The organism is Paenibacillus sp. EB106-06-01-XG199, assembly GCF_058791575.1.
The window spans coordinates 82,028-103,489 of the sequence record NZ_JBYTDQ010000007.1; the positions used below are offsets into that span (position 1 = coordinate 82,028).

Below are 21,462 nucleotides of genomic sequence, written 5' to 3' on the forward strand. Positions count from 1 at the left end.
AAGCGCGCCGGACAAATAATGCGGCGCGCTTCACGTATATCCGGCAAACAGAACTAGTTCAGGGTGATCTCGTACAAGGTTCCGCCATTGCTGCCTGTTACTGTACCTTGCCAATCGGCTGACGGCACCTCTGTACCGTTCTCGGTAATCCATCTAGTGATATCGGAATTGCCGCCGCGTCCGCCGCCCATACCGCCGCTGGTAACGAGGAAGTATTTCACTTTGCCGCTCTCTACCAGGGCCTTCAGGGTGTCGGTCGTATAAGGCACATCCGAACTGTTGAACCCGTTCAGGATCACAACCGATTCACCTTCGTCGATAATGTAAGGGCCTGCCGTTCCGTAATCCATAGCGGCGAACAAATACTCCTCGCCGGTATTATGCTCCTTCAGGTAGGTCAGCAGAGTCTCGTTCACACCGGCGGTACTGTTTCTGCCGCCTCCAGCTCCAGCTCCACCTGGGCCCATGCCTCCGCGGCTTTCACTGCTGTCAGGTCCTGCTGCCGGGGTCATGCTGTTCAAGCCATAGGTGATCGGTGTAAATGCCCAATAAAGCGGACCGATCAACAGTACGAGCAGACCGGCGATGGCTGCAGCTTGGGCAAATGGCCTTCTGTTATCTTTAACTATTCGAAGAATCAAGAGCAGAAGGGCGGCAATCATTCCTGCTGCCAGAACCCCAATCGCCCAGCCCTTGCCGATGGTGTCGTCATAAGGATGAATAATGTACCATTCAAAAACCGCTGTTGTGAGAACTGCCGGCGGCAGCAGCCAGGAAAGCCAGGTTGAACGTTCCTTGTAATAGCTCCAGAGCTGGGACCAGCCTGCTCCAGCCAGCGTAGCAATCGGCGGTGCCATCATAATCAGGTAATATTGATGGAAGAATCCGGCGATGCTAAAGAATCCCATGACCGGCACCAGCCAAGCCAGCCAGAACAGTGCTTCCCTATGCTTCTGCGTGAAGTTTGTTCTGCGCAGGCTGGCAAAGATACCGATGCACCCGAACAATACGAAATGGCAGTAGCCAACTGGCTTGACCAGACAGAGCGGACTGGAACAGCCGCAGGGGACCAGCTGTCCCCGTATTGAACATTCCGCCACCTCCGCCGTTCATGCCGCCGCGATTGCCTTGGTCCCCGTCGCCGCCGAACTGCCGTCCTCCATCATCCGTTCGACTTCCCGGTGCCTGCCCTGGCATTCCTCCATCCTCGGAGGATTGGCCTCCGGTGGCTGAGCCGTCGGTTTGGCCCGGAGCTGTTCCCCGGCCGTCAATTTGTTCGCCGTCAGCTCCATTCATCGCCGGCATCTCACCATTTAACGCCGGCATCCCACCGTTCATTGCCGGCATCTCACCGTTCATCCCAGGCATCCCACCGTTCATTGCCGGCATCTCACCGCCACTGCCGAACATTCCGCCGCCAGTACTGCGGTCGCCGGTTAAACGGGATACCCCGTTATATCCAAAGGCCAGATTTAATACAGAGTTGGTACCGCTGCTGCCCATATAGGGCCGTTTACTCGCTGGAATGGAATCGACAATGACGGCCCAGGAGAGTGAAACCGCCAGAAGTACTGCGGTGCAGGCTGCCAAAACCCCGGTTTTTTTCTTCCAGTTCACTTTGCCGGCCAGAATATAAAAGAGATAAAATGCCGGTAAAACCATATATGCCTGCAGCATCTTCTCATTGAAGGCAACTCCAATTAGCCCAAATGCAGCGAGAAGACTGCCGATTCTATTCGTCTTTGTTCCTTTGAACAAAAACCATGCTGCCAGCAGCAGCGTGAACACCAGCATGGCATCAATATTGTTCGTCCGGCTGACAGCAGCGGCTACCGGCGTGGAAGCCATGGCCAGTGCCGCCAACCGTGCTGCGGTTCTGCCGAAGGTTGGCTTGACCATCAGGTATACGAGAAGCACTGACCCTACACCGCCAAGTGCCTGAGGCAGGATGACGCTCCAGCCATGCAGCCCGAAGATCAGGGCGCTGACCGTCTGAATCCAGAATGTAACCGGCGGCTTATCCACCGTTACTGAACCTGCTGAGTCAAGCGATGCGAAGAAGAAATTGTGAAAGCTCTGCATCATGCTGCCCACCGCAGTGGTATAGTACGTATTTACATATTGATCATTCCAGATTCCATAGCCGTACAGAAACGCTGCAAGCAGCAAGATGCACAGCAGCACAACATCTGAACCCAGCTTCTTAAGCAGTCTCATCTTTCTCCACTCCCATTCCTCTATAACTCAATCATTCCGGCAGTGCTCTGCCCCCCGGCCCAATCTTTGATTAGCTGTATTATTGCATCCGTACCTTAACTCATAATGAAATGTGGCTGAATGTTTGCTGAAAGCCAGGAGAGCGGCATAGCCTTCCTAATAACGCAGGCTTCCGGGTGCTGGCTGTACTTGGTATCGCGCCGAAGGATTCTTTTCTGCGAGTAATACAAAAAAAGCCCCGGAATCCAGGGCTTCGTCTAAAGACTGCTATGTACATAAATGCAGCAGATTGCATAAACCGCAAAACCATAATTACGTGATTTGTATTCTAAACCGAACGTCCTAATGCAGCCAGCTTGTTTACCGTATTCCAATTGCGGGCAGTAATAGGCGTCCCGAGAAGCTTGTCCAGCTGAACCTTAAACAGCGGCGATTGGCTCACACTCACCTCATACAGCGTGTACATCTCCTTGCCTGTTACCCGCACCTTATCCGCTCCATCCTCGTAGGGACGCAGCTTCTCCAGTGCCTCTGCCGTAGGTTCATCAGCCAGAAAGGAGACATACAGCCGCTTGAACTCGTCAGCTTCCGTAAGCTGAAATGGGTTGCCCGCAATCGCTGCTTCCAGCTCTTCCAGACTGCGGATAATTACGGATACGCCAAAACCAAAGGTCTCCCGGATCTGCTCTCCGATCACTGCAGCAAGCTGGTGGCCTGACCCTTCCGCGCTTTCAAATACAACATTGCCGCTCTGGATATAGGTGCGGACATGCTCAAAGTGCAGTGCCTGGAACATGCTTTTCAAATCCTGCATTTTAATGATTTTGTTGCCGCCGACATTAATGCCGCGCAGCAGCGCAATATATGTAGTCATAGCACACCTCTTCCCATAGGTAATTCAAATGGCCGAACTCTTGCTCAGACGTTTACGGATTTCCCGGACAAGCTGCTCCTTCTCCTGCACAGGAACACCCTCAACAAGGCGCGCCGCCGCTACGGGCAGAATCCAACCGTCTATTGCGGCATAGGATTGCCCCGATAATGCGAGGTATTCCCGGATATATCCTTTGGTAAGCCTTTGTCTCATAAAACCTATAACGAATTTAGCCATCTGGGAGGCTCCTGGTGGCATAGCGCCCATACTGAAGAGAAGCACCGAACGCGCCGCATCACCGGCAGGATTCCCCATGATACCGGTCATCCAGTCGATGATCCAGGCTTGTTCATTGATAAGCACATTGTCGGGGTGAAAGTCTCCATGGCACAGCTTATTCCCCTCTGGAAGTCCTTCCAGGTGGTCCAGCACCGCCGACTTCTCCTCCATGGTGAGCATGGGTGCTGCAATAATGCTTTTTCTCAGCTCCGCCTTTTGCCGGCCAAAGTCTTCTGTTCCCTCCAACTGATGCAGGTTATTATGCAGTCTAGCCATCTGCTTGGCATATTTGCCAAGCTGCCAGGGCTGTCCGCTGATCATCCCCAGCAGGGAACGGCCCTGAATTTGCTGAAATACGATTCCTTTACGTCCGTCAATCCCGACAAGCTCCAGCGGCTCAGGAGTGCAGAAACCCTGTTCAAATACATATTTACTGACCAGATATTCCCGTTCCACATACGGCTCCGGGATGTCCCCGTTGTAGAGTTTAATGATTCTTCCTTCGCCATGCTCCCACACCTCTGCCGTGCGCCCTTTTCCAACCTGCTTCCCCTGCATCTTATGTTACGCCTCCCGTTTATTCCAAATGGATACGTTCAAAATGCTCTACGGCCGGGAATGGGCTGTAATAATGGTGCAGCAGCGCCTTCCATTGCTGATATTGCCCGGATTCCCTGAAGCCGACGGTGTGGTCCTCAAGCTTGCGCCATTTGACCAGCAGCAGATATTTGTGGTCATCCTCCAGACAGTGCTGCAGCTCATGCCCCAAATAGCCTTCTATAGAAGCAATTAACGGAGACGCCTCCTTAAAGCTTGCTTCAAATTGACTTGTCATTCCCGGTTTCACCTGAAGCATTGCCGCTTCTAGTATCATTCGATCCACTCCTTGAGATAGATTAGATGGCTATTCAATGCTACAATGCATCGCGGAAAAATTCATGATAGAAATTAATAATCACCAGAAGCACCGCCAGTGACTCATTGACGCTGCCTACCTCCAGCGCATGATTGGCATCGTCGATCCTGTATACCCTGATGTTCTGCAGTCCGGTGATCTCAGCGGAATGCTGTTCATTGAACAGCGGATCGCTGCCGCCGTAGATCATGCTGCCCCGGCTCTGCTTTATCCAGGGGATGGAGTCTACAAGCGGTGTCAAATAAAGATGGGAGGTTTTCTGCTGGACACCCATTTCAGCCGCCACTCTTCCGGCTATGACCGTACCCATGCTTTTACTGATGAACAGCAGCTGTTCATATTCGGGAAGTGCAGGAAGCGCAGCAATCGCCGCCTTGCATTCCTCTATAACGATATCCATGTCTTCGCGCTTAAAGTCCGCCCGTGCACTCTGATAGCCGTACTCCAGCAGCAGCAGATCACAGCCATGTTCCCGGGCCACCTTGGCCGCATAATCGAGCAGCGAGCGCTCCACGGAATAATCCTTCCCCGGAAAGACGACAGCCAGTGCCTTCGCTTCGCCTTGGGCCACATATTTATGTCTGACTTCCCTGCCCCAATGTGAGGACATAACGATACGTGATACACTCATAATGCCTTCTCCTTCCCGTTATCCGTCATCAGCCGTTCTAAACGGATTTGAAATATTTAAAGAAATCAATCGTTTCCTGAAGATCAGCCTCGTCCTGATAAATGTCCATCATCCTGCCGAGTTCAAGCGCAAAATCAACATACCCGTTGGGCTTAGCCGTAAGAATATTCCCGTCCCTGATTACATTGACCTCGTCTGATGTTCCCGCGTCGGGCAATCCTTTGGCATTCTCCGCAGCTTCCCTGCCCTCCTGATTGTCCACATAGGATCTGCCTTCCAGAACCCCGGCAGCTTTCAGCACCGTAACCCCGCCGCAAATACCCGCGACCGTTTTACCTGCAGCGTTCATGCTGCGGATCAAGGCAAGCAGACTCTCATTCGCAGCAAGCTCTCCCACTTCACCCCCAGGGATAACCAGCAGATCTATAGCGTTCACATCCATATTCCCGAGTACCGCTGACGGATTAATAGAGAAGCCCTCACAGGAAATAACGGGCATACTGTTCAGCCCCAAGGTGTGGACCTCGCTCTGTGTCTTCATAAAATAAGCAGCCAAAACTACCTCAAACTGAACAAAGCTGTTATATACAAGTACATATGTATTCATCGTTAAGCTAACAGCCCCTTCCACCTTTACGGTCGCAAACATCCTATTCTCTATGACTATCATTATAGCTATCTTCCCTGCAGCTGGGAAATCGCAAAAAAAACCGGCCCGGGAGGAGACGGATTTCAAGCTTTTCAGATCCGGCACTACGGCTGCGGGACTGTCTGCTTGCGGCTCGCTTTTCTGGACATAAACTCGGCAATAGTCCATAAGAATAGCGGAATGACCACCTGAAACGGCAGGGCATAAATTTTGTAGATGTGGTAGGCAAAGTATTGCATTTGAAGAATATCCTTGTAGATAAAGACAGACATATAGACCATGATCAGGCCCATCTGCATCACAACGGAACGGTAGCTCTTCAGCTTAAACACTTTAGCTACTCCATTACTGGCTACATACAGACACAAACTCGTTTTAATGAACAGCGCAGTTACAAAAGTAATGGAGGAGGAGCCTTCGATTCTGGTGAGAAAATCCCCCACATTAATTCTGCTCACCGCGACATAAGAGGGGAAATACAGGCTGGATAAAATCTCGGGACCCAGCACCAGCAAATTCCGCAAGGTAACGAAGAGCATAATGATTCCTGCAATCAGCAGGCTGCTGAGCAGCACACGAAACGCTGAACCTTTCTTCGGGAGCACACTAAACGCGCCGAGAAAAATTACAATTTCGCCAAACGGAAAGGTAAAGGAGCCTAATGCATCTGTAAAGACAGGTCCCCAGCCGCTTTCCAGCAGCGGTTTCAAATAATGGAACTCATACTTGGGAATGGAAAGCAGCTGCGCTAAGGCAGTCGCCATTATTGTAAACAGCAGCAGAAATTTGGCGCTTCTCCCAAGCACCTCAAGTCCCGCGTTCACCACCCAAATGCAGAGGAGGCCGATGATCAGCATCGGCGCTAACATTGGTGTCGAGGTTAAGGCAACCGTCTTGCTGAACTCCCCGAAATTCCGCAGCACAAGCGATCCCAAATGCAAGGAATACCAGATATACAGGCAGGAGAACAACCTCCCGAGAATAGGGCCGAACACCGCATGCAGCATGTCATACAGATCCTTGCCCGGGAAAAGCTTATGGAGCCTCGCGTAGAGAAGCATAAGCGGAACCGCCAGCACAATGGCAATAATCAGCCCGATCCAGCTGCTGTTGCCGGATTGCCCCGAGACTCCCATGAACAGCGAACTGCCGATAATAAACAGGATCGCTATGCTGATCGACTGTCCCGCCGGAACGATTTCTTTGCTCATGTCTTCCCCCTCCTTTCAGGAGTGCATTCTAGAACAGCTTTTTAATCAAATAAACGATCGGCTCTGAGGGACTGGGAATTTCCCAATGCATCGACAAGGCAAAAGCAAGGGAGAAGGAGATCAGGCACAGCGCGGAACAAACGTAAAAATCCCGCTTCTTCCCTTGCTTGAGCAGACCATAGGGGTCAACAAACACGACAAAGGCATACATAAGCACTACATAAATGACCATGCTAATCCCCCAGCTTAATCGCCCGCGTTGTTTTGGCAGTGCTCTGAATGATCACCTTGGAGCTGACGTCCACATCCAGATTGACAAATTCATCCGGCCATTGCTCGCGGAGCCTAGTCCAGGTCTTGGGCAGATGCTCATGAACAGCTTCGCCAAAGCCAAAGATATCGGCATGGTATTCCTTCTGCGCCTTATGGATTAAGGAGAGTATCTCCTTTTGCAAATCCTCGCCTGCGCGTTTTTCAATAGCCGCTATGTTCTCGTTGCTGGATAAACCCGCTGCAGTCATTACTTCATCCAGCCCGGTATGCGTCACTGTATCGATCTGTATATGAACTTTACCATCTATCATTATTGGCCTCACTTTCGTCCTGCTTGATAAAATTTCAAGGGAATAAGCGGGAGTCCCCTGCGCATTATTCACCTCCAGTACACCACCTTTTATATCATTTTTGGCGAAAAGCATGCTTTTTGTCTCTTTCCCGTTCAGTTTCCCGACCATTTTATCCTTTACAAATACTGCAGTTCCATCCACACGCTCATTTTTCCGCCCGTTCTTCTCATTGATATACACCAGCGGTGCGACGGCACTATACCCTGAGGTCTCAAGCTTGTCGATGAAATCCCAGATTTCCACAACCGGAGCGCTGCTGACATACTTTTCATCACGCATCATCTGTGCCAGTTCAAAGGACATAATCGCTTCTGTTGTACTGTTCTGGTTAATTACATCCCGTGCATTTTTCTGTTCGGATACAAAAATAAAGACATCGGACCGGGTCTCTGTATCCCTGCTGTACCAGTCTATCGCTTTGATCAAGCCTTCCCGCGCAACTTCTTCACTGAAAATAATCACCTTGGCGTGACTCCATAACAGCTTCTTGCCAGTCGTCGATATCATATCGCGGGCAATTTCAAATATAGTATTTCCTGTGAAACTAAGCGTCTTGAAGCCTGCCTGATTCTGCTGAAGCCCACCCTGGGTGTCCACCATTTCCACTGTCATCTGCAGCTTGCCGTCCGCCTTGTTCTTGTCGATGGCAACACCGGCTACGATGGACATATCATCAATTTCGGTATAATTCCAGCAGCCCGGCATGACAAGCAGGAGCATTGCAGAGAGCAGCGCTAACAGCATTTTTTGTCCCCTGTTCATAAACGCTTAACCGATTTCTTGGGTGGCTTCCGCTTCATGTTGCGCGCCCCGATGATTGCCGGACGCAAATACATGTCCCACCAGGGTGCACGGATGGCGGTGTCCTTGATATCCTGCGGCCGGATCGAGCCCACCCCGAGCATATAGGGAACTCCGAAGGAGCGCAGGCTCATCAAATGGATGACCAAACCGAGCAAGCCGAAGAAATAGCCGTAGATTCCAAAAAGGAAACTCATCAGCAGCAAAAGGACCCGGACTACGATTAACGGTCCGGTGAGCCGGGGATTCAGCAGGGTGGTAATCCCCGTAAGGCCCACAACAATGACCATCGGGGCACTGACGATCCGCGCATCCACCGCTGCCTGGCCCAGCACCAGCGCGCCTACAATGCTGACCGCCTGGCCAATGGAATTGGGAATCCGCGCCCCCGCTTCACGCAGAATCTCAAAGATGGTCAGCATAAGAATTGCCTCAACTATTGTGGGAAAGGGTACTGATAATCGTGCGGTGGCAATGCTTAGCAGCAGCAATGTAGGAACCATCTCCTGGCTGTAAGTAACAAGTGCGACATAAAGCGCAGGAATACTGATGGACATGAAGGCTCCCATCACTCTGAGCAAACGGTTGAACGTAGAAAACATATAACCGATATAATAATCCTCACTGGCCTGAAAATTCTCTACAAAAACATAGGGCAGCGTCAGGGCAAACGGACTTCCTTCAATCAGCAGGGCAATTCTGCCCTCCATGATCTTGCCCACCACCGAATCCGGCCGTTCTGTACTGCCGATCATCTCAAAAGGCGAATACGGTTCATCACGAATCAGCTCGGCCAGATAGCCGGTATCCAGCAAATGGTCGAGCTGCACCCCCGCAAGCCTTACATGCAGCTCCTTGAGAATATCCGGTGAAGCAAGGCTTTCCATATAGCAGATACAGACCTGGGTTTTAGAACGGGTACCAATGTCGGTAAATACAAACTTCAAATCGGAATTCTGCACTCTGCGGCGGATCAGGGTCAGGTTGGTCATCAGCGATTCATTGAAGCCTTCCCTTGGGCCCCGGACCGCTTTGTCGGTCGTAGGTTCTTCAATAGCGCGGGTCTGCCAGCCTTGGGCATTAATATTCAGCGCACCGGCGTATCCGTCCAGCAGAAATACCGTTTTCCCTCCGACTATCGCCCCTATTAATTCATCCAAATCTGTAGAAACCATGATGTCACTGATATTTATAATCTGAAGGCGGATTAGTTCCATAAGCTCTGCCGGGGTTCCCAGATCCTTGTCCGGGAATTGATGAGTCATCAGCGGTTTGGTAATTCCATTCTGAATCAAATCCCGGTCGGTCATCCCATCCACATAAATCAGACCACAGCGGATCCGCGTGTTATTTGTATTCTCAATAATCCGCACTCTCAGTGTCCCGTCGTTGCTGAAGATACGCCGGAATAGAGCCACCGTCTCATCCAATGAGGGACTGAGCGGCTGGGAAGAAGCTATTTTGCCGGAAGAACGGTCGCGTGTTTCCACAGCCTCTGTATTCTTCACAGTATTCACTCCCGTCACTATTCTTTTGATCTGATTATCCCCCGACACTCTAACTCCTATTCCCCAACTTTTTGCTGTAGAGGAAATTATGAGCTTGTCTCTCACAAGTAGAAACGGCTTCGCCGTCCTCAAAAGGAGGGTTTCCGTTTCAGCGAGAAATAGAAGGATAATTTATAGCGTGAAGCCTATAAATTCTTATATTTGCAAAAAAAGAAGCCGCGGCTGCGGCTCCTTCTTGAAGAGTGTGCTATGTAGTTAATTGATAAATGTGTTGCGCACTCGGCGCGACCGTATAAAGTAAGGAATCCATACCAGGAGTAGAACCATGCTTCTGCCAATACTTTGCACGTCCGGATCCTCTCCGAACTCGGCAAGCAGCGGAATATTGGTGAGCAGCACGTAATCAACGATATGAAACAGCGTGTTGGCGGCATAAAAAAGGATCATCCAACGCGGAAAAGAAGCCTTTTTGCGGTACATCAACACGACCAGAAAAGCAGCAAATAAAAGAAAGACAACGTTGCCTGCCAATTCGAAAATCAATGTCGGCTTCCATAGCGGGTCATAAACGTTAGAATCCGGTGAAGTAAGTATATCCCATACCTCTCCGCCAAGCGTTGTGAAGAAAAAATGAATTACAGATAAAATCAAAGTAAAAATAGTAAGAAAAAGTCCAATCTGCACAAGCACCAGCCAGCCGCCAATCCCCTTCGGCTCATTGGACATCAGCTTCATCCCGCGTTTATCGGGTATCAATGTTCCCAAACCACATGCCCCCTCTGTTATAATTCATTGTAATGATCTGAAGATACTACTGCCTACGTAAGCTTAAGGAGCCGTTATGACACCATTTACAGAGAAGGTTATTTGTATTATTCAATCCATCCCCGAGGGGAAGGTTATGACCTATGGCGGGATCGCCCGTGCAGCAGGAAGCCCCAGGGCGGCCCGGCAGGTCGTGCGCATTCTCCATTCCATGAGCCGCAAATACAAGCTGCCTTGGCATAGAGTTGTTAATTCCCAGGGCAAAATTGCACTTGCCGAAGATGAGGCAGTCTCTACACAAAGATTGTATCTGCTGGGAGAAGGCGTTCTTTTTGATGATGATGGCGTGATCGACCTGGAGTTGTTTCAGTTCCATCCGGAGCAGGACGATTATCTTTTTCCGCCTTTGGAATAAGCCTGCACACTCCCTGAGCCCAGACCATTCAGCAGGAAATACAGCGTGGCATAGATGACCAGCAGAACAGCTGCGACGAACAGGCTGAAGAAGAGCGATTGCCGGTTCAGGCTGTCAACCACCAGCTGGTAGAGCTGATGCCGGTCGGTCAGAACATCCCAGCTGTTGAGCCGGTATACCCGGCCGAGCAATACGCCATATCCGCCCAGCGCACAGGCTGCGAGGACAAAAATCCAGGAAAGCAGCAGATTGCTTCTGCGGAAGATGACGCTTTGAAATTGGTACAGGGAGAAAAAACCGGTCAGCCAGCCACTCCAGATGAACAGCAGCAAGGTAATTAAATCGTACCAATACCGGCTCTGAACAACTCCGTCTACGAAATATATGTTTTTTCTGATCGTCAAATGCAGCAGGTCGGTCATCAGGTAGGGCGCATTCGGAAAAAACAGCAGCCATGCTATGCCAAGCGGCAGCAGCAGCAGCCCGGAAACCTTACGCTTATCCAGGCCGTAAGCGGCCATGGAGAATAAAAAGGGAATCCAGGCCAGAAAGAAGTTCCAGAGCAAAAAGTCAAAAAACGTATCGGTCCGCAGCGAGACCACACGGTAGACAGCCAGCGTCGCCAGTGACAGTCCTGCCAAAAGCATGAATACTTTAGGATAATTCAATTCCTTCATTAGGTTGCGGTCTCCTTATCAATCGTAGTGAGATCTGTTCCAGTATAGAACAGATTCATTACGTTAATTGTACAAATCTGGCAGTCATTAGTCCATTATAATATAACAGCCCGGGCAAAATGCACCCGGGCTGTTATATTATGGTGAAATTTAGCAACACAGGGATGGGCCCATGCTGTTCCCGCTGGTTCGGCAGTGCGTGCTTAAACTTCGCTGCCCAGTTTACCCGCCACTGCCGGTTTGCGGGCTCTAAAGACGCTGCGGCCCGGCGATTCTTCAAGGCCGCACAACGCGCTGCATTCCCGAAACGCCCCATGCCGGCAGCCGGCGCAGCGGACCGGATTGATCAGTTCCAGCGCTTCATTGATCGCTTCTCCAGTATGGTCAAAAAACTGCGCAGCCCCAATTCTATCGTACAGTCCCGTCTTCTTCAGCAGATCAAGCGGCTGCGGCTGAATACCGGAGATCATTAGCCTTCCTCCGTCTGCCTGCAGCTGCTTCACCAGTCCAGACAGATTGGCCTCCCCGGTGGTATCCATAAACGGCACCTTGCCCATACGCAGCAATATAATTTTTGCAAGGTCCGGTCCAAGCTCCGGCATCGTTGACTCGAATCTATAGGCTGCTCCAAAAAACAGCGGGCCTTCCACATTATAAATTCCGATTTGCGGGCAGTCATGGCTCTCCGTTACCATATGCGCCTCTACCTTGACCGACGAGGGGTCGGGCAACACCTTAGATACCAGATGCCCTTCACCCATCCGTTTCACAAACAGGACTACGGCAAGCACCAGCCCGGCCTCTACCGCAATCGTTAAATCCGCAAATATCGTTAAGAGGAAGGTAAGGAACAACACCAGGGAATCCCCGGTTTTGAGCTTCAGCAGGTGCAGAAATTCCTTGCGTTCGCTCATATTCCAGGCGACCACCATCAGGATCGGCGCCATGGCTGCAAGCGGAATGCTGGAAGCATAAGGCGCAAACAGCAGAAGAATAAGGAACACTACGACACCGTGAATCACTCCCGACAGCGGGGATGCGGCCCCGCTGCGAATGTTGGTGGCGGTTCTGGCAATTGCACCTGTGGCCGGGATGCCGCCAAACATAGGTGCGGCTATATTCGCGATACCCTGGCCGATCAGCTCACGGTTGCTGTCATGGCGGCTGCCAGTCATCCCGTCGGCTACCACCGCCGACAGCAGCGACTCAATCGCCCCCAGCATGGCGATGATAAACGCCGGACGAAGCAGCTGCCTGATCCGCTCCCAGGTGATCACCGGAAAGTGAAAACTCGGCAGCGTGTTTGGAATATCGCCGTATGCAGAGCCGATCGTAGTCACCTTGCCGCTGAAGAACAGCACCGCAACTAACGTTGCGAACAGCAACCCGATCAGCGATCCCGGCACCTTGGGTGCAAAACGCATGCCAAGCACGACAACCGCCAGACAAATGACTGCTGTCAGAACACTGTACAGATTGACCGTTGAGATATGCTGGCCGATCTCTTGCATGTTGTCCACGAAGCTCTCATGCCGCTCCATATCCTTCAGGCCGAGGAAATTGGCAATCTGCCCGCTGAAGATAATGACGGCAATCCCTGCCGTAAAGCCGATGGTTACCGGCTTCGGGATAAACTTGATCAGAACTCCCAGCCTCAGCAGCCCCATAACGACGAGGATGACTCCGGCCATCATTCCTGCAATCAGCAGGTTCTCGTACCCGTACTCCATGGCGATCGCGAACAAAATGGGTATAAAGGCTCCCGTAGGTCCGCCAATCTGAAATTTCGAACCTCCGAATAAGGAGATTAGTATACCTGCGACAATGGTTGTATAAATCCCGTACTCCGGCTTCACGCCCGAGGCAATAGCAAAAGCCATCCCAAGCGGGATGGCAATAACGCCGACGATCGTCCCTGAAATGATATCCTTACGCAGAGAAGCAATGCTGTAGCCTTTAAAGCGGCCCCACCCTGTCATCATCTAACCTTCTTTTCTTTGAATATCTGATTATTTGAATATAAGAGCAACATTACTCCTGCCTGCCGCTCTTGTCAACGGGAAATCCGCCCCCGGATGGTCCGGGGTTATTCGCTGCGGATGCCCTCCAGGAGTGAAATGGCATTCACGAGATGGTTATCGAATATCTGTCTGGCCACCGCCAGCAGGTCTTTAATCAGGGGGTCGCGCAGAGAATAAATGACGGTGGTTCCTTCTTTTACACTGGCTACTACATTCTTGGCGCGGAGTACAGCAAGCTGCTGGGATACGGCGGAGCCTTCCGAGCCGAGAATCGCCTGCAGTTCGTTCACATTCTTCTCGCCTTCGCTCAGCAGCTCCAGGATGCGGATCCGCATCGGATGAGCCAGCGCCTTGAAAAATTCCGTCTTAAATTGCTGAATATCGCTGTTCATTGGACTTCTGCTCCTCATAGCTTTACTTCAAATCTATTGTTATCTTAGCTCATTTCTTGTGCAGTGGCTATGCCGGCAGTAAATTGCATGCCGTATACGGCTGCAGCACCCCGCCCCGCTTACAAGAATACGGGATACATCCCCAGCTCTCCGGTCCGGATCTCCACATAGCCGCCCAGCGCCATCGGCTCACCCAGGCATTCGAACATGATCAGGTCGCCGGCAATCCGCAGATAACCTGTTCCGTCTGCCTCAATATTCTCCAGCACCCCGGTTAAGATCATCTTATCCCCATCCATTCGGATGCCGTATTCCACGCCGCTTACAGGCACAATATCCACCCAGCGCATAAATAGCGGGGAGAGCTCAAATTCGACCTCAAGCTCCTCACCCGCTTTCACAGGATTACCATTCCATATCCCCTTGCCTTCGCCATACTCCGCAGCAAAATACACTTCGTTCTTACGGGGGCCGTTCCGTAATATTGTAATGTTCATCTCTTCCGCTCCATCATCATAGTGTTACCGTTTATTATACAGGATAGTGACCCCATTAACGATCAGGTGTAGTTCTGGGTTGCCTTATTTAGATAAGTGCTGGGATGCATCCACGGATGCTTGAAGAACTCTTTCTTGTCGCTGATCTTTTTCGAAACGCCAAGGTCATAATCAATCATGGATTTAATTTTCTTCGCGAATCCTACTCCCTTGACCAGCAGTCCCAGCTCAAAGTCATGGCAGGCGCTTCTTTCATTGATATTATAGGAGCCGTGAAAAACGGCCCGCGACCTGTGGTCATAGGTGATTTTCCAGTGGGAGAAGCGCCCCGTAAAGCTGTAGTCATAAAAAGAAACACCGTTAAGAAAAGGCTCATACATATTGCTGCGTACAGCCGCCCGGTTCGTCGGGTGGTCATTGACTTCCAGCGGATTGCATATGGCCAGATGGCAGGAACAGTCCGGGCCAAGCTCACCCAGCCGGTCCCAGAAGGCCTGATCAATCAGATAGGGGTTCACGATCACCGTCTCCTCGGCTGCATAAGTAATTAAATCCAAATAATATTGCTGGATCAGATTAACAGGGTTGCCCGGAAAACTCACGAAGAGCGTGCACTCCTCCTCACCGAATGCATAATTTATATCAGGATGGTAGAAGTCATCTTCCGGATCAAAATGATCGCCCCCAAGCAACAGCCATCTTGATTGAAAAACAGCATTCAGCGGCAACGCCGCCGCGCCCTGAATCCGGAAGCAGCCATCATGCCACTCCTCCTCACCGCTTGGAATACCCAGCGGCCGGCCGTCTACTTCTACCGGTGAAGAGGCCTCTATCGGTGTCTGATACGTATATTGATCCCCGAAGTTCAGGCTGCCGACAATCGAAGTAATCCCGTCAATGACCATGAATTTCCGGTGGTCAATGACATTGAGTCCTGTAATCTCCACATCCTCCTGTACTTTATCCTGCAGGAAGAGAATACTTTCGGATACCCCACGGGACTTCAGCTCGGCCCGTTTCTCACTCCATTCTGCCGCAGAATAATAGGAGTTGAACGTATCGAGCAGCCTGGCCCCTGCATTCTCCAGCATTGTGGAGATCTTGGAGAACTTACCCACCTCGAGATTCTTCCCATAGCCAAGTGCGGTAACCGTATAATTCACCATGATGCGGACTTCGACACCCCGTTTTAGTGCCTGCAGCAGCGCTGCCCCAATCAGATTTCCCGAATGGTCGTTAAAGAATAGCATTATGGACAGATGAATATAACGGCGCGCCTTCCCGATTTCCTCAAGGATCATTTCCAGGCACTGCGGTCCGTTCACATAAGGGTCTACCCGGTTATGACGTGTCGTCTGCGGAGCCAATATTCGAAGCTTATCTGAGTCCAGTCCGCTGACTTCAAGCGCAAGCCGTTCAAGCAGCTCCCCGCTAATACCCGGTATGCCGGACAACTGGCGAATCTCTGTAATCACTCCGCCGAGAGCCTGCCGGTGCGCACGCGCCTCCCGGCCATTCAATACATCGGCAAGCAGCTCCTGGGCCTTGTCCATTTCCTTTGCAGCCTTCAGGGAGCCACCGGATAAATAATAATTCACAACATTTATGATATCCTGCTCTACCCTGTTATCCCATTCCGCTTGCGGAAGTTTGTTGTTCATATGTAAGTCCTCCTTCCACTGCCTTCCTCTCAGGTGCACATAGGTCTCTGATCGGGCTAAGGTTAGATACCCCTCAGGATTTACTTATAAACAGCCGCTACCCGCACACGCAAATGCCTCATACAAAATCGCCTTATTTCATCCGTCAAATCGTTATGGTTGCACCGGATCAAAAAAGCTTCAGTCCCGCTATCCGTTCCACCGCTTCTGCAAGCCGCGCTTCATCGCTTACCAGCCCAACCCGCACATAACCTTCGCCATAAGCACCAAAACCCATCAGCTTAGCCTTGGCGGCTAGCTCCGGGCTGATGTCCCCATAGGCTGGCAGAAATCCATGTTCCGCAGTCAACGGCATCATCTCCATGACCGCCCGGGCCAGTTCGATGCCTGACCAGTAATCAGGATATCCGGGATCCGGCACAAGTGCTGTATCCCCCGGATTGAGGAGACACTGCACCACTTCAACCAGCCCGGTTTTCCCGCCGAACAGAATGGCGATCTCCTGCTGCGGATCCAGCTCCACTCCGTACTCCCGCTTATAAAAGCTGGCTGCAGCTTCCTTGAGATAGCTGTGGCCGCGAAACGGCGGATACCTGTGGTTCAGCGGGTTAACCGCTGCCGCCTGCAGTGCTTCTACAATGTGGGCCGGTGTAGGCATATCAGGATTCCCCTGTCCAAGATGGATCACATCATGTCCTGCGGCAGCGACAAGGCCAGCCTTGGCAACCAGCGCGGCGAAGAACTGCTTGGGCAAAGCATTCAACACATCGGAAGGCTCAAAAATATTCACTGGCAATGGTCACCCTTTCCTCAGAGGTTACTTGCTGTAATCGTCATTCATATTATAATACAAAAAAAAGAGCCTCCTGGTGGACAATGTCCTGGTGGAGTGCTCTTTTCTTCCTGGATACAGTTATTCCCTGCTGCCAATAAACTTTCGGATAAATACGATTTGACCAATGTGATAGGCATTGTGCATTGCCGCGTTGCTGATAATCTCCCACCATTCCGCCGGCACAGGAAACCCTGCCGCTTTAGCCTCAAGTCTGTCTTCCTGCAGCAACGGCTGCCAACCAAGCAGCACCTCCAGCAGCTTCGTTCTTAACTGATCAAAGGCTGTGCCCTCCGGTATGACAAAACTGCTGTTGTTATCCTCAACCGGAGGAACAGCATCTACCCGGCCCAGATGGTATCTGGTTTGCCAGGCATTGTTCCAATACAGCAGATGCTGCGTAATTTCAGCGATACTGTTGCTGTTCCCGCCAGGCTTCCAAAAGGCCTCTTCCTCTGTTAAACCCTCAACCGCCTGCGCGAACGGAGAATACCAGCTTGGATCATTGGCATTGGCTAGTAAGTGATTGGCCAGAACATCCTTTGCATGAACGATTCCCTATCCCTCCCCACTTGTTACACTGCCCTTACTGCTGCAACAGTTCACCGTTGTATACCTTCATATCCAGCGGCGCAGTCAGAAACTCGCCTGCTTTAGCGGCAAATCCCGTGAAGTGAGGGCTTGTGTTATGGCTGCCTACAGCAGCTGCATCGCGCCAGGTTTCGACCATAATATATACATTCTCTTGCGCGGCGTGCTTGTACAGCTCATAAGAGAGGTTGCCCTCTTCCTCATGAGTTGCTGCAAGCAGCGTCTTGGCTTCAGCCAGGAACTGCTCCTCGCGTTCAGGGTTCACTTGCATTAAAACGTGGATTATGATCATAATTTTGTTCCTCCTAATGGTTTTGTCAGAATGAACTTCATAACTCTGAAATTGGGAGCTTACGCTCTTATTTCCACTCGGCGATAGTGTCAATCGGCAGGCGGACGGATGCGTATCCTTCTCCATCCGCTTTGCCGATCGAAATCAGCATAACCGGGATGTAACGGTCTTTGTCCATACCGAAGACTTCAGCAATTTGGTCCTTTTCGAATCCGCCGATAGGGTTGGTGTCATAGCCGTGGGCACGGGCAGCCAGCATCAGCTGCATGGAAGCCAATGCACCGTCAATCATCACAGTCTCTCTGTTCACATCTGCTGGCAGTGTCGCGAAATGGCTGGCCAGACGGGTTAATTGATTCTCTTTGACATCCTGAGGCATAAGTCCGCGCTCAACAGCCGTACTGTAAATCTGTTCAGCATAATCAAAATTGTTCAAGTCGCCGAATACGGCAATAACTGCTGCGGAGGTTTCTACCTGCAGCTGATTGAAGCGGGCGATAGGAGCCAACTTGGCTTTGCCTTCCACACTTTCGATCACGAGGAAGCGCCAAGGCTGCATGTTGACCGAGGAAGGAGCCAGTGTAGCCTCAGTTAGAATCTCGGTCATTTCCTCTTTGCTGATTTTGACGGAGGTATCATATTTGCGGACCGAGCGGCGGCCTGTAATAATAGAATTGAAATCGTTGGTTCTGGTAGCATTCATTTGTAATAATCTCCTTTATAATTGGTATATAAGTCAGGCTACAGTAAATCGATGTTTTGCTGCAGCCGGGTAAGCATATCTATAAGCACTTTGAGCTCCTGCCCTTCAAATCCGGTGAGCAATGAGCGGAGGAACCGGATCTTCTCCTCCTTGTAGGAGAGAATTTTCTCCCGTCCTTGTTCAGTGAGCGAGACCAAAGTCACCCTGTTATCAGCAGGATTGTTGCGGCGGGAGATCATGCCGTTCTCCTCCAGCCCCTTCAAATGGCGGGTGACAGCTGCAGCATCAATGTCGACTTCCTTTTGCAGCGAAATCTGGCTAATTTCTGCAACCTGAAACAGCTCGTGAAGCAGGCGGAGCCGCGTAGGGCTGATGCCTGCACAACGTTCAAACTTGGGGCTGATTCCCTTGTTCAGCGCCTGCAGCAGTTCTAATATTCGCTCTTCTTCCTCAGGCAGATGTTCAGTCAAAATTAACCCCCTTAAAGTTTTATAAGCTACACTACTGTGGATTGCTTTGTACAAGACTAGATTTAAAAAGAATACACTAACGCAAATATATTGCGCAAAATCCTTTTGATAAAAAGTAGTTTACACCGATATGTTTGACCCGTCAACTAATTTATCAATAATTATGAAAGAGGAGGCTGGAAATATGAAAATTTCCCTGATTCAGCTCGATATAGCATTTGGCAAACCAAAGGCAAATTATGTAGCGGCTGAACACAAAATACGCCAGGCCGCGGCAACTCGTCCTGACTGCCTCGTTCTCCCCGAATTATGGACGACCGGATACGATCTAACGCGGCTTGATGAAATTGCCGATCCAGAGGGGCAGATTACGAAGGACTTTATTTCCGGCCTTGCCCGCGAATATGGCATCAACATCGTTGCCGGTTCCGTAGCCAACAAGCAGGCTGGCGGGATCACCAACAGCATGTTCGTCTTTGGCCGTAATGGCGGGCTTGCCGGGGAATACAGCAAGCTGCATCTGTTCCGCCTGATGGATGAACACCTGTATCTTCAGCCAGGAGAAGCCAAGGGGCTGTTCAGCCTGGACAGCGCGTTATGCGCCGGATTGATCTGCTATGACATCCGCTTCCCGGAGTGGGTGCGTGCCCATACGGCACTCGGGGCGGAGGTGCTGTTCATCAGCGCAGAATGGCCGTTGCCCCGGCTGTCCCACTGGCGTGCCCTGCTGATCAGCCGGGCAATCGAAAACCAATGCTACGTCGTTGCCTGCAACCGCGCCGGGGCTGATCCGGCGAACATTTTCGCAGGGCATTCCATGATCATTGATCCGTGGGGCGACATTATATGTGAGGCCGGAGAAAGCGAGGAAATCCTGAGCGGCGTTATTGATTTGCAGAAGGTACGGGAGGTAAGACAGCAGATTCCGATCTTCTCAGACAGACGGCCAGAGCTGTATACGTAGCCGCTGCCTGCAGAAAAGCCGAAACAAAAACTATATAGTTTGAACAAAACAGCGGTCTCATTACACCGCACCATATACTCATTACACCGCACCATATAGATGTATTTACTGCAACTAATTAGGTCCAAAATGGAGATTTCTTGGGAATAAGTGTATTTTCTGCAATTAAAAATGCCGGAAAGCTATGTTTGGGCCGGTTCGACACTTTTTAAGTGTACAGAGTGCAGTTATCTCCTTGCAGGGCCTAAAAGGCCAGGTTTTAGTTGTATGGAGTGCAGCTATCCGCTTAGCAGTGCCTCTTATTATCGTGGACACTGTGCGGGTTAACATGGGCACGGGATTAGTTGTATGGAGTGCAGCTATCCGCTTAGCAGTGCCTCTTATTACCGTGGACACTGTGCGGGTTAACATGGGCACGGGATTAGTTGCAAACTTGCGTTCAGCTCTGCATATATCCGTAAAATTGCGGTTCCTTATCACCTCATAACAAAAGATGCTGCCGCAGCTGCTTAAAGCAGCTGTCTTGCAGCACCTTTTGTGGGATTTAGCCGGAATCGCCCAACCCAAACCCCAAACTCAAACCCCAGTTCCAACTCAAACTCAAGCTTTAGCTCAGAATCCAGCTCAACCCCTGCAGACGCACAAATCTCAGCGGGCATACCGTTCCCGCAGCACCCGTGCTGCTTCCAGCACACGCTGATCCGCATACTGCAGGTCATAACCTGTCTCCTCCCTTAAGAGGGCAGCCGGTTTAAGCTGCACTCCGCGCCCGGATATCGCCTGCCGGATGCTTGAGACGAACACCGCCGCCGAAGCCGGCCCGCCGAGTTCGCTTAACGCGGCGATGGTCTCCGGGCGGACCCGCGGATAAGCCAAAGACTCGTCCCCGCCGGACGCAGTCTCATAGAATCCGCGGATCAGCTCCCCGCGCTCCTGCCCGGAGCCGGAGACCACAACGAACGCGTGAACGAAATACGCGCTGCTCTGCCGCCGCTGGGCAATGCCGCAGAACTTGCGGCCGCCGATAGCCAGATCGAAATCACCGGGACAATAGGAACCGGTGATTTCTCCGGCCTGGATCAACGCCGCAGCCTGCGGATGGCTTACCGCTACAGCTTCCTGAATCAGGGAAGCCAGCAGCCGGAAATCGTCATGAAAATCCAGCTTGCCCGGAGTTTTGGGAAGGACCAGCGCCACATTGACGATCCCGGCATCCAGCGGCACGGCAGCCCCCCCGGAGTGACGGACCGCTGTACGAAACCCGCGCCGCTCAAGCCCGGCCATCGCCTCATCTGCGCGGGGCAGTTTGCTGTCCCGCAAGCCCAGCGCAACACCTGCGGGATGACTCCAGAGATGCAGGGCTGGAGGGGCCAGTCCCGCTCCAATGTCCCGGCACAGCGTCTCCTCAAATGCAAAGGGAACCAGCATGCCTCCCGCCTCTCCAGCATCTCCTGCCATCACAGCATGTTC

22 protein-coding genes and 2 pseudogenes are annotated in these 21,462 nt (G+C 51.4%); 2 read left to right on the plus strand and 22 right to left on the minus strand.

From position 1 onward, the window contains the following. Window positions 1–53 precede the first annotated feature (53 nt). The 11 genes and pseudogenes from AC3WT9_RS23615 to AC3WT9_RS23665 form a co-directional block, all read right to left on the minus strand. Window positions 54–2,217: pseudogene (locus tag AC3WT9_RS23615) on the minus strand (glycosyltransferase family 39 protein). Between the two features lie 328 nt (window positions 2,218–2,545). Continuing rightward, a complete protein-coding gene (locus tag AC3WT9_RS23620) occupies window positions 2,546–3,091 on the minus strand; it encodes a DUF1697 domain-containing protein (RefSeq protein WP_341377193.1) in 546 nt (181 codons plus the stop codon). A 24-nt stretch (window positions 3,092–3,115) separates the two neighbouring features. Then, entirely contained in the window at window positions 3,116–3,928 is an 813-nt protein-coding gene (locus tag AC3WT9_RS23625) for a phosphotransferase family protein (RefSeq protein WP_341377192.1), read from the minus strand. 19 nt (window positions 3,929–3,947) lie between these two features. After that, the gene (locus AC3WT9_RS23630; RefSeq protein WP_341377191.1) at window positions 3,948–4,244 is read right to left on the minus strand and encodes an antibiotic biosynthesis monooxygenase family protein; all 297 of its coding nucleotides are present in this window, start codon (window positions 4,242–4,244) and stop codon (window positions 3,948–3,950) included. A 40-nt stretch (window positions 4,245–4,284) separates the two neighbouring features. Next, window positions 4,285–4,917: a hypothetical protein gene (locus tag AC3WT9_RS23635; protein ID WP_076112825.1), complete on the minus strand. Its 633-nt coding sequence runs from the start codon at window positions 4,915–4,917 to the stop codon at window positions 4,285–4,287. Between the two features lie 37 nt (window positions 4,918–4,954). Next, on the minus strand, window positions 4,955–5,524 hold the full coding sequence (locus AC3WT9_RS23640; protein ID WP_341377190.1) for a DJ-1/PfpI family protein: 570 nt from the start codon (window positions 5,522–5,524) through the stop codon (window positions 4,955–4,957). A gap of 146 nt (window positions 5,525–5,670) precedes the next feature. Beyond that, on the minus strand, window positions 5,671–6,777 hold the full coding sequence (locus AC3WT9_RS23645) for a GerAB/ArcD/ProY family transporter (protein WP_341377189.1): 1,107 nt from the start codon (window positions 6,775–6,777) through the stop codon (window positions 5,671–5,673). A gap of 28 nt (window positions 6,778–6,805) precedes the next feature. Then, window positions 6,806–7,009, minus strand: a complete 204-nt coding sequence (locus AC3WT9_RS23650; protein ID WP_341377188.1) for a hypothetical protein — start codon at window positions 7,007–7,009, stop codon at window positions 6,806–6,808. A gap of 1 nt (window position 7,010) precedes the next feature. Next, a complete protein-coding gene (locus AC3WT9_RS23655) occupies window positions 7,011–8,147 on the minus strand; it encodes a Ger(x)C family spore germination protein (RefSeq protein WP_341377187.1) in 1,137 nt (378 codons plus the stop codon). Between the two features lie 14 nt (window positions 8,148–8,161). Then, window positions 8,162–9,712, minus strand: coding sequence for a spore germination protein (locus AC3WT9_RS23660; RefSeq protein WP_341377186.1), 1,551 nt, complete (start codon window positions 9,710–9,712; stop codon window positions 8,162–8,164). Window positions 9,713–9,967: 255 nt separating this feature from the next. Continuing rightward, the gene (locus AC3WT9_RS23665) at window positions 9,968–10,477 is read right to left on the minus strand and encodes a DUF2569 domain-containing protein (RefSeq protein ID WP_076112829.1); all 510 of its coding nucleotides are present in this window, start codon (window positions 10,475–10,477) and stop codon (window positions 9,968–9,970) included. Window positions 10,478–10,553: 76 nt separating this feature from the next. Between AC3WT9_RS23665 and AC3WT9_RS23670 the strand changes: the two genes are divergently transcribed. Further along, complete coding sequence (locus AC3WT9_RS23670) at window positions 10,554–10,892, plus strand: MGMT family protein (protein ID WP_341089575.1); 339 nt, start codon at window positions 10,554–10,556, stop codon at window positions 10,890–10,892. On the opposite strand, the gene AC3WT9_RS23675 is transcribed toward AC3WT9_RS23670, so the two are convergent. From AC3WT9_RS23675 to AC3WT9_RS23720, 10 genes and pseudogenes are all read right to left on the minus strand, one after another. Then, window positions 10,868–11,569, minus strand: a complete 702-nt coding sequence (locus tag AC3WT9_RS23675) for a DUF1361 domain-containing protein (RefSeq protein WP_341377185.1) — start codon at window positions 11,567–11,569, stop codon at window positions 10,868–10,870. The two genes, AC3WT9_RS23670 and AC3WT9_RS23675, sit on opposite strands and share 25 nt — an antisense overlap. Window positions 11,570–11,772: 203 nt before the next feature. After that, window positions 11,773–13,548: a SulP family inorganic anion transporter gene (locus AC3WT9_RS23680; RefSeq protein ID WP_341089572.1), complete on the minus strand. Its 1,776-nt coding sequence runs from the start codon at window positions 13,546–13,548 to the stop codon at window positions 11,773–11,775. A 107-nt stretch (window positions 13,549–13,655) separates the two neighbouring features. After that, window positions 13,656–13,982 carry an ArsR/SmtB family transcription factor gene (locus tag AC3WT9_RS23685; protein WP_038585474.1) on the minus strand — a complete coding sequence of 109 codons (327 nt, stop codon included), beginning with the start codon at window positions 13,980–13,982 and terminating at the stop codon, window positions 13,656–13,658. A 119-nt stretch (window positions 13,983–14,101) separates the two neighbouring features. Next, window positions 14,102–14,479 (minus strand): hypothetical protein, encoded by a 378-nt coding sequence (locus AC3WT9_RS23690; protein ID WP_341089571.1) that lies wholly within the window; start codon window positions 14,477–14,479, stop codon window positions 14,102–14,104. 62 nt (window positions 14,480–14,541) lie between these two features. Next, a complete protein-coding gene (locus AC3WT9_RS23695) occupies window positions 14,542–16,140 on the minus strand; it encodes a phospholipase D-like domain-containing protein (RefSeq protein ID WP_341089569.1) in 1,599 nt (532 codons plus the stop codon). A gap of 274 nt (window positions 16,141–16,414) precedes the next feature. Then, window positions 16,415–16,930 (minus strand): annotated as a pseudogene (locus AC3WT9_RS23700) (aminotransferase class I/II-fold pyridoxal phosphate-dependent enzyme); the annotation flags it as partial. 123 nt (window positions 16,931–17,053) lie between these two features. After that, complete coding sequence (locus AC3WT9_RS23705) at window positions 17,054–17,527, minus strand: DinB family protein (RefSeq protein ID WP_341380313.1); 474 nt, start codon at window positions 17,525–17,527, stop codon at window positions 17,054–17,056. A 31-nt stretch (window positions 17,528–17,558) separates the two neighbouring features. Then, window positions 17,559–17,855, minus strand: coding sequence for a putative quinol monooxygenase (locus AC3WT9_RS23710; RefSeq protein ID WP_341377184.1), 297 nt, complete (start codon window positions 17,853–17,855; stop codon window positions 17,559–17,561). Window positions 17,856–17,922: 67 nt separating this feature from the next. Continuing rightward, complete coding sequence (locus AC3WT9_RS23715) at window positions 17,923–18,558, minus strand: nitroreductase family protein (RefSeq protein WP_341377183.1); 636 nt, start codon at window positions 18,556–18,558, stop codon at window positions 17,923–17,925. Window positions 18,559–18,596: 38 nt separating this feature from the next. Continuing rightward, the gene (locus tag AC3WT9_RS23720; protein ID WP_341089562.1) at window positions 18,597–19,028 is read right to left on the minus strand and encodes a MarR family winged helix-turn-helix transcriptional regulator; all 432 of its coding nucleotides are present in this window, start codon (window positions 19,026–19,028) and stop codon (window positions 18,597–18,599) included. 184 nt (window positions 19,029–19,212) lie between these two features. On the opposite strand from AC3WT9_RS23720, the gene AC3WT9_RS23725 reads away from it, so the two are divergent. Next, window positions 19,213–19,992, plus strand: a complete 780-nt coding sequence (locus tag AC3WT9_RS23725; protein WP_341089560.1) for a carbon-nitrogen family hydrolase — start codon at window positions 19,213–19,215, stop codon at window positions 19,990–19,992. A gap of 648 nt (window positions 19,993–20,640) precedes the next feature. On the opposite strand, the gene AC3WT9_RS23730 is transcribed toward AC3WT9_RS23725, so the two are convergent. Then, window positions 20,641–21,462 (minus strand): lipoate--protein ligase family protein (locus AC3WT9_RS23730; RefSeq protein WP_492407978.1); only part of this gene is annotated, 822 nt, incomplete at its 5' end.

Coding starts and splice junctions, on each gene's coding strand:
- AC3WT9_RS23645 (WP_341377189.1), bottom strand. CDS start 6,777: ATGAGCAAAGAAATCGTTCCGGCGGGACAGTCGATCAGCATAGCGATC.
- AC3WT9_RS23695 (WP_341089569.1), bottom strand. CDS start 16,140: ATGAACAACAAACTTCCGCAAGCGGAATGGGATAACAGGGTAGAGCAG.
- AC3WT9_RS23680 (WP_341089572.1), bottom strand. CDS start 13,548: ATGACAGGGTGGGGCCGCTTTAAAGGCTACAGCATTGCTTCTCTGCGT.
- AC3WT9_RS23675 (WP_341377185.1), bottom strand. CDS start 11,569: ATGAAGGAATTGAATTATCCTAAAGTATTCATGCTTTTGGCAGGACTG.
- AC3WT9_RS23670 (WP_341089575.1), top strand. CDS start 10,554: ATGACACCATTTACAGAGAAGGTTATTTGTATTATTCAATCCATCCCC.
- AC3WT9_RS23685 (WP_038585474.1), bottom strand. CDS start 13,982: ATGAACAGCGATATTCAGCAATTTAAGACGGAATTTTTCAAGGCGCTG.
- AC3WT9_RS23630 (WP_341377191.1), bottom strand. CDS start 4,244: ATGATACTAGAAGCGGCAATGCTTCAGGTGAAACCGGGAATGACAAGT.
- AC3WT9_RS23725 (WP_341089560.1), top strand. CDS start 19,213: ATGAAAATTTCCCTGATTCAGCTCGATATAGCATTTGGCAAACCAAAG.
- AC3WT9_RS23710 (WP_341377184.1), bottom strand. CDS start 17,855: ATGATCATAATCCACGTTTTAATGCAAGTGAACCCTGAACGCGAGGAG.
- AC3WT9_RS23655 (WP_341377187.1), bottom strand. CDS start 8,147: ATGCTGTTAGCGCTGCTCTCTGCAATGCTCCTGCTTGTCATGCCGGGC.
- AC3WT9_RS23650 (WP_341377188.1), bottom strand. CDS start 7,009: ATGGTCATTTATGTAGTGCTTATGTATGCCTTTGTCGTGTTTGTTGAC.
- AC3WT9_RS23635 (WP_076112825.1), bottom strand. CDS start 4,917: ATGAGTGTATCACGTATCGTTATGTCCTCACATTGGGGCAGGGAAGTC.
- AC3WT9_RS23690 (WP_341089571.1), bottom strand. CDS start 14,479: ATGAACATTACAATATTACGGAACGGCCCCCGTAAGAACGAAGTGTAT.
- AC3WT9_RS23620 (WP_341377193.1), bottom strand. CDS start 3,091: ATGACTACATATATTGCGCTGCTGCGCGGCATTAATGTCGGCGGCAAC.
- AC3WT9_RS23640 (WP_341377190.1), bottom strand. CDS start 5,524: ATGAATACATATGTACTTGTATATAACAGCTTTGTTCAGTTTGAGGTA.
- AC3WT9_RS23715 (WP_341377183.1), bottom strand. CDS start 18,558: ATGAATGCTACCAGAACCAACGATTTCAATTCTATTATTACAGGCCGC.
- AC3WT9_RS23625 (WP_341377192.1), bottom strand. CDS start 3,928: ATGCAGGGGAAGCAGGTTGGAAAAGGGCGCACGGCAGAGGTGTGGGAG.